The sequence below is a fragment of the Candidatus Roizmanbacteria bacterium CG_4_9_14_0_2_um_filter_38_17 genome, assembly GCA_002788855.1.
Taxonomy (GTDB): Bacteria; Patescibacteriota; Microgenomatia.
The window spans coordinates 133,933-146,805 of the sequence record PFSB01000006.1 but is presented as its reverse complement, the minus strand read 5'-3'; the positions used below and the strand labels follow the sequence as shown (position 1 = coordinate 146,805).

The following is a 12,873-nucleotide window of genomic DNA, read 5'->3' as shown; positions in this document are numbered from 1 at the left end:
TCTACAAGATTTGTCCTTGTATTTTTTCTAAATAGGTGGCTGACCCCATTATCTGGATTTAAAGGGTCTGAAATTTAAAGGGTAGACCTCCTTAAAAGCTTGATTTAACAATCTATTTAAAACCCAGTTTTTAATAGAAACATCTTTCAACCATAGCTATAGCTATTTATCAACAATCTCTTGCTCATTTTTTTGAAGAAATGGAAGATTTTTCAGTTTTTCTAGATCCTTTTTCAGAGTTATGTACTTTTTCATAAGCTATAATTTTAATCTCTTTCCCATATTGTTTCAGTAGCTTGTTAATGTCTTTTCTAGTTTTTTCTGCAGAATCGCTAAATATCTTTATATCCAATTCAACAGCAGTAATACCTTCTTGCAGTTTCGTATTAAACTGATAATCCAAGAATGTTTTAGAAACCCCAACTTGGGGAGATATAAGCATTCCAAAAAACATCGTTATGCTTTTGAGTCGCTTTTTTAGATTATCCATTTTTTGATAAGTATCACGAATTCCGTTGCCAACAGCGTCATCGGGAATTTTGGCTACTAAACCAGACATAACCATATTGTTGTGATGTTTATCCTGAAGCGAACCAACAAGGATTTCTGAAGCCGTTTTCCATATAGAAGCGGTAACTATTTTTTTATCTCTTTCTGACATAGAAAGATTTTGTTTATCCAGTTGGCCTAGAGATTTTTCATTATTTTTTAGAATATCTTGAATCTCTATAACATTATCCAAGATTTCACCGCCAACGTATCGGGATACAGATACATAAATCATTTCATGTTCCTTATCCCTGCGTTTTTGTTCATTTTTCGCGCTTGCATACAAAGGTAGTGAAATTGCAATTAGCGTAGCAAGGAGCATAAGGACGGCATTTACAGCTAAAGTTATAACATCATATATGCCAATTAAACAACCATAGACAAGTAGCAGCAAAAGAAACAAAACAAATAAAACTGGAAGAACAACGTTGAAGTACTTACTCTGAAAAATATTCATTGTCAGTTTTTGTAATTTTGTCTGCTCTGCTTTGAATCATTAATCAACTTTAAGAACTTTAATGTCTTTCTCTGAAAGTGTAGTATCTGGCTGACCATAAATTTTATTTAATTCCATTCTCATAGCAATTACGATTTTTGAATAAATTTTATTGCTCTCTCCTTTCAATTTCCCTTCTTTGTTATGGCTTTCTATAAACTCATAGCAAAGCCTTATAACCACATCTGATGCATATACAGGAACGCTTGTATAAACTTCCCACAAGAATTGTTTCTTGCGAGCTTTTTTATCTGCAACTGCATAGTCTTCCCATCCCTCAAAAAAACCCATTAAATTATTAAGAAGACTTTTATATTGATTTTCTTTTAATTCTCTCATTTTTATTTTTGATTCTGAGGATTGTTTTAGTTTGTGTGTGATAAATACAGTTATAACGCTTCCAAGCCCGAATACTGTTAGAAAATTAAGAAAGGTTTCCATACAATTATTATACCACGGCCGAGTGGGATTCGAACTTAAAATGAGGTTAACTTTTGAATGACAAAAATTTTGGAACTTTTTTTGAAGTTTAAAAAGTATTACGAGCTCTGTGTCCCAATAATGGAAATCACTTCCTGTAATTTAAATAGTTGACCCCCTTAATAGCTTGATTTAACAACCTATTAAAAACCCAGTTTTTAATAGAGCCAGAACTAGATCCAATCCAGATATTTAAGCAGAGTTGGAGTCGGCTATACAATCAGCCCAAATACCAAGTAAATAGGTTACATCCGATTCGTCAAGAGCATGATTTAGCGATCCTCTCGCTTTTTGATTGCTTTCTGGACCTAGTCCAGGATCTAATGCATTATGTAGCCAACCACTCACTTCTATGTTATCCAGACCATATTTCTCTGCAATTACACCTGTTATAATACTTGCTTCTCTAGCTTCCATATTTATAATCTAACTGCTTACTTCTTTCCTGTTTCTAGTTTCCTTGTTACTTCCCTTATAGCAATTTTTGGGAGAGTTTCTCTATTTTCCTTCAAGTAATGCCTTACTTCATTTCTATAGTTTTTTATCATATCCCGTAACAACCACGAAATTGCTTTTGTAATTAATATATCTTTCTCTTTCTTTAATTTATCTATATTTTCCAGCGCAAGACTAAACAACTTATCATTCTTAGCGTCTCTTACAGGTTTTACAAGCAAAACAAGACTCGCTCTTCTTTTGCTAATAAAATCTGATCTGGAGAAAGTAATTAAGGCTTTTTCCCAACTGTTCCATTTTAGTAATATTTCATCAGCACCAAAAGAAGACTGGCATAATGAATCAATTTCTGCCCAACCTTCAAGATTTTCAAGCCACTTATCTAAATGTTCTGGACCTATGTGTTCTTTGTTGTTTTTATACAAACATAAAATCATTGAGGCAATAGTTTTTTCTTCATAGGATTTTCCAGTGTTCAAAGAATCCAAAAGCTCAATATACTCATCGAAAGATAAATCAAGATACTTTCTAAAAAATTCTTTTGCAGCCTGACGCTTGATTTCTGTTTTAAGATTGTAGAATTTGTCACTTGTCCCACAGTACTTCTGGCTATTGTGTAATGACAAATCTTCTCTTCTTGAATTCTTCTGGATATTAACCAATAGTTGCCTATGATAACTATTCATAGCAGATTACTTCTTTATAATCTTTTCTGTGTGGGATTCGGCTTTTTGATAATACCGAACATTTGGAGGGACATTCGCAAACACAGTGGTACGAGGGCCAACTATTGAATTCTCACCAACTTTAACCCCTGGCATAGTTGCCACATTTATACCCGTATAAACATTATCACCTACTATACAACCCAGGGCAAAAAACCTTGTATCTATTTTTTTACCTTTAACCTCTACAGAGATGGTTTCCCTATCAATGCGGCGATTAGCTGAAACAAATCCATGAGCTATTCTCACCTCTTGCCCCACTATAGAGTCTGCAAGATATCCCTGCACATGAGACTCTTCCAAAACAATACTATTTTTTACTTCTGCTGAACCACCCACCATCGAGCCCTCTTCCAATGTAGTCAAATCACGAACCAAAGCATGATCTCCTACTCGTACATTTCTACCAATATATGCGGGACCTCTAATAACGGCATATGCTCCTATTTTCGCATTTTCATCGATAATAACTACCCCATCTATCACGGCTGTTGGGTCAATTTTCGCTGTTTTCGCTATACTTGCTTTACTAGAGCGAAGAAGCGTATCCTTGATCTTGAATAAGTCCCAGGGGTATTTTAGCGATACTGAGTAGTCTCTAACCTGAAACCAGGATAATTTGTTAGCTCTTGCATATTGATCAAGGGCAAGTTCAAAACTATAGTGATCTTTTTTAGTCTGTTGCAAAATATCTGTGTATGTTTTGGTTAGTAAATATATTCCAAGAACATATTTCTTATTATCTCCCCCCTTATACTCCATCTCCTCAACCTGGACAATGTCATCCTTTTCAACCGTGGCAAGTCCACCGCTTTTTCCTATTACGGGATCAGTTACTAATAAACAGCCATTATTTTCAGCTGTAACCTTAACCATCTTTTTCATGTAATTAACTCCCGCAAAGTGGTAGGGATGAAGCACAAAATATTTATCATCCAAAAAATCTAAAGCTGCCAGCAGGGCATCTCCCATTCCTGTAGGTTTATCTAGAACTACAAATCTTAGTTCACACTCATGAGCAAATAACTGAGGTCTTCGATCTGGCGAATGAACTATAATAACCTCTTCTACACCAATGCTCTGTAAGTTATCTACCGTGCGCTGGAGCAAACTTTTACCAAGCAATGGGATTTCTGCTTTATGCCTATATGCAGACAACGGCTGAAACCTTGATGACTCGCCTGCTGCCAATATAACTGCTTGTTTAATCATTAGATCTTTTAATATCTGCTCCTATTATACGCAATCTTTTGTCAATATTCTCGTATCCCCTTTCAACAATCTCTGCTTGATCAATAACACTCTTACCCTCCGCTATTAAAGCCGCCAAAACTAAGGCCATTCCTGCTCGTATATCTGGACTTGCCAGCTCTCTTCCATACAAGTTTGACTTGCCATACACAATGACACGATGCGGATCACAGATTGTAATGTGAGCCCCCATTCTAATTAGCTTATCAACAAAGAACATGCGTGACTCATAAAGAGGATCATGACACAGGGTCTGCCTTTCTGCCTGTGTGGCAAGCACGATTAAAGGACTCATAAGGTCAGTTGGAAAGCCAGGCCAAACCATTGCTTGCACAGGTCTAAGAGGTGCTGTTATTTCTTTGGAATTTACACGAAGTTTATCTTTATCAAACTTTAGATTAACGCCAAATCTCTCCAGCACTATCTTTATCATCTGCATGTCATCTTGTACAATTGGTCCAATCTCCAGGTCTCCTTTGGTTACTGCAGAAGCAATTGCAAATGTGCCCGCTTCAATCGGGTCAGGAGAAATTGTATACTCTCCGCCCTTTAAGCTCTTTTTTCCTATTATTCTAATTCTACTAGTTCCTGCTCCCTCGATAGTTACACCAGCTGATGCTAAAAATCTAGATAGATCAACAATATGAGGTTCAGCTGCAGCATTCTCTATCACTGTTTCACCATCTGTTAAAGCCGCGTACATCATGACATTTTCTGTGCCTGTCACTGAGGGTTCATCTAAAAATACTTTCACTGCATTTTTCTGAATAACCTTGCCATAGTACATGAGGTCATCTTGAGTAATTTGAACCCCTAGCTTCGTCAATGCAGAAATATGTGTGAAAATACCACGCCTACCTATTACATCACCACCAGGATGAGGAAGCTTAACTTCTCCAGCTCTTGCAAGTAATGGTCCCAACAATAATACTGATGCTCTCAGGCGTTGAGCTAGATCACGTGGTATTTCTAGATTGGTTATATTTGAGCTGTCTACTGTTAATGTTCTCTCGCTTAAGGTTACTTTTGCTCCCAGCTTGCGTAAAATATTCACCATTACCTCAACATCTTTTATTTCAGGTACGTTATGAATAATGCTTGTTCCTTCACAAAGAAGCGTTGCCGCCATTACTGGCAAAACCGCATTCTTATTAGCCGCAACCTTAATTTTTCCTTCTAGTCTATTTCTGCCATTTATTATAAATTTTGCCATATTAGACTTTTAGCTTATCGTGTATCTTGTATACATCTCCAGCTCCCATCGTAATTATAACCTGTTTACTCCCTAATTTCGACTTTATCCTGTTAACCATCTCCAGAACACTTCGTACATATTTAACCTGCGCCCCATGCTTACTAGCTTCCTTGGCTAATTCTTGTGATGAAATAGATGGATCTTTCTTTTCTCGGGCCGAGGAAAAAATATCTAATAAATAAGTTTCATTCGCATCTGTAAAAGATTTTGCAAAGTCCTTAAACAGAGCTTTAGTGCGTGAATATGTATGGGGCTGAAATATAGCTATAATATGATAACCCACGTAGAGCTCCTTAGCCATAGCCAGCACAGCCTTAATCTCAGTTGGATGATGTGCGTAATCATCGTATAGTACGGTCTCTCCTTGTTGGCCTTTTAACTCAAATCTGCGCCCCGTACCCGTAAAACTTCTCAGGTATTCGGGTGCTTTAGTCCACGATACTCCTACCTCAACACAAGCAATAATGCATGCCAATGCATTTAAGCTATTATGTCTACCAGATACCGCCAGCTGTGTGCAAAATAACTCACGTTTTTGGTGTTCAACACAAAACTCTAAAACCACTTGCCCGCCAGATAATAAGGTTGGATAATAACTTTTGATTCTATAATCTGCACGAGGAGAGAATCCATACCAAATAATCTTAGCCTTAGAGCCCTCTAGAGCTTTCTCCACACCTAGGTTATCTATACAGGCAATGATGGTACCATCTATGGGTACTTTTTCCGCTAGCTCTCTAAATGCTTGAACTAGTTTGTAAACATCTGAATAAACATCTGGGTGATCATATTCGACGGATGTTATTACTAATATCTTAGGCTTAAGCCACAGAAACCGTGGGGTAGGATCTGTTTGAGGATCAGTTACATATTCGTCAGCTTCAACTACAAACAAATTACCCTTGCCGTGATGACCTGGATTTGGTAATGAAGGTATGCTTCCAACTCCCACTAAGTATGATGGATCTGTCCCAGCTTCAGTTAAAACATGCGCTATCATTGCAGTTGTTGTTGACTTACCATGCGTTCCAGCAACAGCAATCACATTCTTATGCATGGATAATATACCCAAAGCTTGAGCGTGGGAGACTACTTTAAAGCCTAGCTCTTTAGCATGTTGTACCTCTAGATTATTAAATCCTTGGTGTGCACCCGTTGTAACTACTAATAATTCTGGGGGGCTGTATCTTGTTAGTAACTTCTTAAAATTCTCTCCATTAAATTCCCCAAATACTTCAATCTTCAGATCTTTAAGCACTTTGTCTGTCACAAATTCTTCCAAAACATCAGAACCAGTCACCTTTTTTTTCATCTCATGGGCTAATACAGCTAGAGATGTCATCCCTACACCTTTTATACCAACAAAATGTATATGCTTAATTTTACTTAGATCCATATCTTTTAGTTAGGGCTTTTTGAACAGCCTTATTTTCATCCCAAGGATATTCAACTCCTCTAAAATTCATACTTTGCTCGTGTCCTTTTCCACATAAAACAATAATATCTCCAGGCTTTGCAATGTCTATTGCAGCATTTATTGCCCCTTGCCGATCTGCTATTTTAGTATATACATGCTTATCTTTTTTGCTACTATCTCCTAACTGTTTGCTGCTTAATTCTTCTGCTCCAGCTTTATCTGCCCAACCTGCAATCACAGCGCTTATCTTTTCCACGCCTTCAAAACGAGGATCCTCGGCTGTAATAATTGTTATATCTGCCAACTTACCACCTACCCTGCCCATCTCTCGCCTATCTGCTCCACGTTCTGCCGCACAACCAAATACAGCTATAATTCTTGCCTGAGTTTGATTCCGCAGCGCAGTAAGTAAAGCCTGTAAACCATAGGGCGTATGGGCAAAATCTATTACTACCCGAAAGTCTTTTTTAATATCTACTTCATTAAATCTGCCTGGTACTGCTTTAAAAGATGGTAAATATTTACTAACTTCATCAATAGAGAGGCCAATATTATTTACAACGGCTGTGGCGGCCAGAATATTGGATAGATTGTAATCTCCTGGTAGAGTGACAGGTATACTTGTTTGTATTATTTTTTTACCTGTAAAGTCTGCTTGCTCCTTAATGCTATACGTAACAATATCTTTTCCTGTTAAGAGTGTATTTAGCCTGTTAAAGCTTTGATCGTCTTTGTTAAGAACTGCTTTTTGAGCTCCTAAGAGTAGCTTAGACTTTGAATGAAAGTAGTTATCATAAGTTTTATGATAGTCCAGGTGGTCAGGTTTAATATTCGTTACAATTCCATACCTAAAACTACAACCGGCAAATCTGTGTTGATCCAATGCGTGGGAAGTAACTTCTAGAATCGCATGAGTTACCCCAGATTTAACTGCTTCAGCTAAATATTTCTGCACTTGCCAAGGATGGGGACTGGTAACATGAAAACCTGTATTACTAGTTTTGCCAGCTATCTCCGCCAATACAGACGTGATCATAGCTGTTTTATATCCAGCTTTTTTTAACAAATGGTTAATAATGTAAGTTGTAGTAGTCTTTCCATCTGTACCTGTTACCCCAATTAAAGTAAGTTTTTTAGCTGGAAACCCATATCTCAAAGCCGCAAACAAAGCAATAGGATAATGCCAAAAAGTATTAACTAAATTATTTGGAATCAGACCACGAAGCTTTGTAACTAAAGCCATGGATGTATTATATCTTAAGTCTTATCTTCCACCTAAAAACTGCTAGTTTCCTATATGTGAGCTAGTACTAGTAGCTCTTCCTGGTACATCACCGGATTTATCCTTCACACCCTCTTCATAATCACTGCAATTCTATTAAAAACTGGGTTTTTAATAGAGCTTATTTACGGGCTAATTTGTTACCATCAATCATTATCCCTTCCAATAGTCCTTCATTATCATCGCTAATCCTGGAAAGAGTAAACCTTACCAGCTCTTCTGCGTTATTATTACTTAAGCCGAGTAAATAACTGATATCAACGAGCTTATTATTCACTTCTCCTACATATAAACGCAACGATGTCCAGGGATATGTAAGCAAACCCTTTATATCAACAATTCCTGCTACAGTTGGATTAATATGAACATATCTACTAACTTCTAATAGTTGAGGTTCAGATATTATCTGAATCGCTCTAAAATTTCCTTCATACAGTGATCCGGTTAGATTGTACTTCTTGTTAAAGTACTTTGCATAAGAAGCCGACATTTTATGCATAAATTTTGATATTCCATTATCTACATTTTGCCTCAAGACTAGGTGAAAGTGATTTGGCATATGTGCGTAAGAAATTACATTAACCAAAGACTCAAATAATCGGTACTGCATTTCAATTTGTTCAACTACTTCTTTAATATTTCTACCACTCTTTTTCGCCTGATTAATTTGCTGTCTTAGAAGACTATAGGGATAGCCAAAATTATTACTCCAATACAAACACTCATCTCATCGTCTATAATCACTTTCATTCAAAAATATTTCGCTTTTACGAGTTCCTCTATTATATACATGATAAAACTCACCGACTACAAACACCGCATCTTTTCTCATAACAATACAAGAATACCAAATATTCTATTAAAAACCCAGTTTTTAATAGACCGCTAATAAGAGCTAAAACAATTAACTTTAACTTGGAGATACATTCAGATACGCAAAGAGGTCGCGGGAGATATCAAAGAAAAGCGGCGCTGCTGTTTCAGACCCCCAAGGAGAAGTCTGAGGTTCTTTAAGTATTACAAGCATAATAAACTCGGGATCATTAGCTGGAGCAAAACCAATAAAAGAAGCTATAGTACGATCTGGATCATAACGACCCTCAACTGGAATCTGGGCAGTACCAGTTTTGCCGGCAATACGAAAACCCTTTGGCTTAGCCCAGCGCGCATCACCATTATCTACTGATGAAACCATCATTTCCGTCACTATACTTGCGGTAGCTGGAGATATCACTCTCTTGCCTTGTTCCGTCATCAGGTCAATCACCCTATTATCCTCAAAGCGCATGGCATTTGCAATTTTAGGCACCACCAGCTCGCCCTGATTAGCAATTGCCGCAACCCCGCGTATTAACTGAATTGGAGTTACAGCTATTCCCTGGCCAAAAGATGAGGTTGCCAGATCTATCTCTTTCCAGGAATCTCTTTTACGCAAAGGAGAACTTACTTCCTCCTGAAGATCTATACCAGTATATGCGCCAAAGCCAAATTCACGAAGATACTTGTAAAAAAGCTCTATGCCAAGTTTCTGGCTAATAAACACCATTCCCACATTAGAAGATCTTTCAAGCACTTCGGTCATATTTGTCTTTCCACCATATTGCTCATTCCATGTTCTAATTTTGTATCCCTGCACAACTACAGGTCCGGTTTCCATATATGTAGTTGTTGGTTTAATTACCTTTTCATTGATAGCAGCAGCCATAGTAATAACCTTAAAAGTTGAACCAGGTTCGAATGTATCAGCCACTATTGAATTTTTGTACAGCTTCGGATCATAATTTGCATAGTCTCGCTGATCATAAGAGGGAAAAGACGCCATTGCGACTATTGCACCAGTTGTAGGGCGCATCACAATAACCGCGCCAGACGTTGCTTCATATCGTTCTATTCCTCGTTTTAAGTGTTGCTCTACAGCATTTTGAATTCCAACGTCGATATTTAACACTAAATCAGCGCCCTCAATAGCTTCTATGCGCTTTTGTGAGCCTATGGGTATTGGTACCCCATGTGCATCTTTTTCAGCACGTACAAAACCTGGCTTGCCCGTCAAAATTTCATCATAATAACCCTCAAGCCCAAAATAGCCCTTGGGCTCTCCGCTTAGATCTCCACCTACAAAACCCAATAAAGCAGCACTTGCCGAGCCTTCAGGATAAAAACGCACATTCTCCTGTTCAAAACCCAAACCAGAAATCTCTAACTCCTCAATAAGTTGTTTTTGTTCCGTGGTTACTTTACGAACTACAGACACCCAGTTTTTTTGTGTATCTAGAGTTGCGGCAATCGAAGCTTCTTCAATTTCCAACGCCTTGGCTATCTCAAATATATAGTTCTTATCTGAAGGTAATTTTTTAGTCTCAGCAAATAGGATGTAAGCAGGTTGATTAGTAACAATAACAGCATTATCAACTGATAGAATTTTGCCGCGCGTTGGAAATACACTATACTCCGAAGCATATTGTCCTTGTGCTTGAGTTGCGAGCCGATCCCGCTGAATTACCTGCCAATAAAAAAGCCTAACCCAGATTAGCAAGAAGACTAACATAAACAACAGCCCTATAAAGCGTAACCGGTTCATCTCTGTACAACATACACCGAATCGTCAAGAAACTCAACGGGAACCTTGGTAGTTATTCCCAGTTTTTCAGCTTTTTGCTGCACTATAAGAAGGGCAGTTTCACTAGCTACTTTATGCTGTAATAAATCATTTTCGCGGTCAAGTTTGATCGCATTGGCTTCAATAAGCGCCACATCTTTACCTATGCCAGAGACTTTTGCAGATACAGTAATCTGTACAACAAATAATATTAACAACGGAATCAGGGTTAGAATTATTGTTTTTTTCATTTTTTTATAGCAACTCTAAGTTTTGCACTTTTTGCTCGAGAATTTGCTTTTACTTCTTGAGTGCCAGCTGTAATTGGCTGTTTTGTTACTACCTCCATCTTTTTTGTATTTGACCAATTATTAAACGCCTGTTTAACCAGTCGATCTTCTAGTGAATGAAAACTAATAACAGCTAATACTCCACCTGGCTTAAGGATGGCTTCTGCTCCAGCTAACCCTGATTTTAGTGCTCTAAGTTCATGATTTACCTCTATACGCAGTGCTTGAAATGATCTTGCCAATAAGCTCTTTGAGCTGGCAACTGAATTTATGATTGTTACAAGCTTACTACCTGTAACTATTGGCCGTTTTTTTACAATAATTCTTGCTATACTTTTTGCTTCTCTTAGCTCACCATACTTACTAAACACTTCATATAGTTCTTTTTCAGAATATTTATTTACTATATATTCAGCGGTAATCTCTTGAGTTTGATCCAAGCGCATATCTAGTTTTTCTTCTGAATCAAGATCAAAACGAATACTTAAACCCCGATTAGATTCATCCAACTGCCAATTAGATATCCCTAGATCAAAAAGAACACCTGAGACCGAGCTAAACCCTTCTACTTCTGCAATATTTTGTATATTCTCAAAATTTCCTTGCACCAACTTCCAACTATTGCTGTCATATGCTGATAAATCCTTACCTACTGATGCCAGATTTTCACCGTCGCAATCTATTCCAAGAAGTATTCCACCTTTTTTAAGGATCTCTTTTGTATGCCCACCAAAACCAAGCGTTGCATCAATATATTTCTCACCCTTCTTCACCTTTAAGCTATCCACAGCTTCCCGTGGAAGAACGGGTATATGAGATGCATAGTGTGTACTATTTTTCAATGTTTAATTTACTTAATCTCTCTGATATATCTTCAATATTCACATTTAAATATTCCTGATATTCTTCCCAGCGCTTTTTATCCCAAAGCTCAATATACGTGCCTAATCCAAGAAATATTACCTCTTTTGTTATCTCACCGTGCTGCTTAAGATAGTCAGGTAACACAAACCTACCTTGCTTATCTAAAATCGCCGAACTAGCGCTACCTAATAAAAACCTCGTGGTGTCGCGTGCTGCGCCAATAGTAAAAGGCTTTTGACTTGTTCCTTTGATCAGCTCTCGCCAACTACTCTCGCCAACTAAGATTAGTGATTTTTCATATCCCTGAGTCACTACTATTTTTTCTCCTAGTTCAGCTCTGAGCTTAGCTGGCAAGGCAACTCTGCCCTTGTCTGTAACACGGCTCGTATATCTACCTAGTAACATTTCACCACTTTTCACCACTTATATCCACTCTACACCACATTTAAGCTACGTGTCAAGACATCTTCACCACAACCAATATATAAAGATCCGATCTTTATATATTAGTCTATAACTAGTGAACCAAGTTCCGCTGTAAATCCAGAGCCTGACTCCTCTTTAAGAAAATTTAATAACTCCTGTGGGTTTATAAACACACTAGGCAACTTGGTTGTGTCGACTATCATCTTGTCAGTATTTCCCAAATACTCTTTAAGTGCTGACCATTTATATTTTTTTAGATTTAAAATTGAAACTATGAGTGCAACTACGGGATTAAGTAACATATACTTTAACAGCTGAACTAGCTGAGCATCTGTTTCTACGTGTACAAACTTATATTTACCTTGAAAAGCTGACCCAGATAGCTCATATTTACTATTAAGATACATTGCATACGCAATGGACAGCTTTTGCATAAACAAAGAAATGCCTGATTCAACGTTTTGCTCGAGAACTAAGTGAAAATGATTAGGCATCTCAATATAGCAAAGAATATTAACAAGAGGCCGACTGTAACGATATTCTTTTTCTATACGTTCTTGATAGGCATCAAGACTAGCCTTCTCCTTACTAAGCGATTTTAGCCCTTGAACATAACTACTAAATGGATAGCTATAGTTAGAACACCAGGATAAAAGATTTTCCCACCTCACATAGTCAGAATCTCTATAAAAAAGTAAATCCTTGCGAACACCTCTGTTATATATGTGATAAACCTGACCATTCACAAAATTGACTAGTCTCATACAAACTAATAATATCATA

The 12,873-nt window shown here is 37.4% G+C and carries 14 protein-coding genes; all 14 read right to left on the bottom strand.

Translation table 11 applies throughout. The features are described from left to right. Positions 1 to 184 precede the first annotated feature (184 nt). Positions 185 to 1,006, bottom strand: coding sequence for a hypothetical protein (locus CO050_01410; GenBank protein PJC32136.1), 822 nt, complete (start codon positions 1,004 to 1,006; stop codon positions 185 to 187). A gap of 39 nt (positions 1,007 to 1,045) precedes the next feature. Next, positions 1,046 to 1,486, bottom strand: a complete 441-nt coding sequence (locus CO050_01405; GenBank protein PJC32135.1) for a hypothetical protein — start codon at positions 1,484 to 1,486, stop codon at positions 1,046 to 1,048. 231 nt (positions 1,487 to 1,717) lie between these two features. Next, entirely contained in the window at positions 1,718 to 1,942 is a 225-nt protein-coding gene (locus tag CO050_01400; GenBank protein ID PJC32134.1) for a hypothetical protein, read from the bottom strand. 17 nt (positions 1,943 to 1,959) lie between these two features. Next, entirely contained in the window at positions 1,960 to 2,667 is a 708-nt protein-coding gene (locus tag CO050_01395; GenBank protein ID PJC32133.1) for a hypothetical protein, read from the bottom strand. A 6-nt stretch (positions 2,668 to 2,673) separates the two neighbouring features. Continuing rightward, positions 2,674 to 3,918 carry a hypothetical protein gene (locus tag CO050_01390; GenBank protein ID PJC32132.1) on the bottom strand — a complete coding sequence of 415 codons (1,245 nt, stop codon included), beginning with the start codon at positions 3,916 to 3,918 and terminating at the stop codon, positions 2,674 to 2,676. Further along, complete coding sequence (gene murA, locus CO050_01385; protein PJC32131.1) at positions 3,911 to 5,170, bottom strand: UDP-N-acetylglucosamine 1-carboxyvinyltransferase; 1,260 nt, start codon at positions 5,168 to 5,170, stop codon at positions 3,911 to 3,913. Before murA ends, CO050_01390 begins: the two co-directional genes overlap by 8 nt. A gap of 1 nt (position 5,171) precedes the next feature. After that, entirely contained in the window at positions 5,172 to 6,608 is a 1,437-nt protein-coding gene (gene murC / locus CO050_01380) for a UDP-N-acetylmuramate--L-alanine ligase (GenBank protein ID PJC32130.1), read from the bottom strand. Further along, the gene (locus CO050_01375; protein ID PJC32129.1) at positions 6,595 to 7,872 is read right to left on the bottom strand and encodes a hypothetical protein; all 1,278 of its coding nucleotides are present in this window, start codon (positions 7,870 to 7,872) and stop codon (positions 6,595 to 6,597) included. Before CO050_01375 ends, murC begins: the two co-directional genes overlap by 14 nt. A 160-nt stretch (positions 7,873 to 8,032) precedes the next feature. Further along, positions 8,033 to 8,629, bottom strand: coding sequence for a hypothetical protein (locus CO050_01370; protein PJC32128.1), 597 nt, complete (start codon positions 8,627 to 8,629; stop codon positions 8,033 to 8,035). A gap of 192 nt (positions 8,630 to 8,821) precedes the next feature. Then, on the bottom strand, positions 8,822 to 10,492 hold the full coding sequence (locus tag CO050_01365; GenBank protein ID PJC32127.1) for a hypothetical protein: 1,671 nt from the start codon (positions 10,490 to 10,492) through the stop codon (positions 8,822 to 8,824). Further along, entirely contained in the window at positions 10,489 to 10,761 is a 273-nt protein-coding gene (locus tag CO050_01360; protein PJC32126.1) for a hypothetical protein, read from the bottom strand. The genes CO050_01365 and CO050_01360 overlap by 4 nt, the downstream gene beginning before the upstream one ends. Further along, on the bottom strand, positions 10,758 to 11,642 hold the full coding sequence (locus CO050_01355; GenBank protein PJC32125.1) for a 16S rRNA (cytosine(1402)-N(4))-methyltransferase: 885 nt from the start codon (positions 11,640 to 11,642) through the stop codon (positions 10,758 to 10,760). The genes CO050_01360 and CO050_01355 overlap by 4 nt, the downstream gene beginning before the upstream one ends. Next, the gene (gene mraZ / locus CO050_01350; protein PJC32124.1) at positions 11,632 to 12,087 is read right to left on the bottom strand and encodes a division/cell wall cluster transcriptional repressor MraZ; all 456 of its coding nucleotides are present in this window, start codon (positions 12,085 to 12,087) and stop codon (positions 11,632 to 11,634) included. The genes CO050_01355 and mraZ overlap by 11 nt, the downstream gene beginning before the upstream one ends. An 83-nt stretch (positions 12,088 to 12,170) precedes the next feature. After that, a complete protein-coding gene (locus tag CO050_01345; protein ID PJC32123.1) occupies positions 12,171 to 12,872 on the bottom strand; it encodes a hypothetical protein in 702 nt (233 codons plus the stop codon). Between the last annotated feature and the right edge of the window lies 1 nt (position 12,873).

Bases quoted from the DNA above. Each gene is read 5' to 3' on its own strand.
- murA (PJC32131.1), bottom strand. From the start codon at position 5,170: ATGGCAAAATTTATAATAAATGGCAGAAATAGACTAGAAGGAAAAATT.
- CO050_01345 (PJC32123.1), bottom strand. From the start codon at position 12,872: ATGATATTATTAGTTTGTATGAGACTAGTCAATTTTGTGAATGGTCAG.
- CO050_01365 (PJC32127.1), bottom strand. From the start codon at position 10,492: ATGAACCGGTTACGCTTTATAGGGCTGTTGTTTATGTTAGTCTTCTTG.
- CO050_01390 (PJC32132.1), bottom strand. From the start codon at position 3,918: ATGATTAAACAAGCAGTTATATTGGCAGCAGGCGAGTCATCAAGGTTT.
- CO050_01405 (PJC32135.1), bottom strand. From the start codon at position 1,486: ATGGAAACCTTTCTTAATTTTCTAACAGTATTCGGGCTTGGAAGCGTT.
- CO050_01400 (PJC32134.1), bottom strand. From the start codon at position 1,942: ATGGAAGCTAGAGAAGCAAGTATTATAACAGGTGTAATTGCAGAGAAA.
- CO050_01410 (PJC32136.1), bottom strand. From the start codon at position 1,006: ATGAATATTTTTCAGAGTAAGTACTTCAACGTTGTTCTTCCAGTTTTA.
- CO050_01375 (PJC32129.1), bottom strand. From the start codon at position 7,872: ATGGCTTTAGTTACAAAGCTTCGTGGTCTGATTCCAAATAATTTAGTT.
- murC (PJC32130.1), bottom strand. From the start codon at position 6,608: ATGGATCTAAGTAAAATTAAGCATATACATTTTGTTGGTATAAAAGGT.
- CO050_01360 (PJC32126.1), bottom strand. From the start codon at position 10,761: ATGAAAAAAACAATAATTCTAACCCTGATTCCGTTGTTAATATTATTT.
- CO050_01395 (PJC32133.1), bottom strand. From the start codon at position 2,667: ATGAATAGTTATCATAGGCAACTATTGGTTAATATCCAGAAGAATTCA.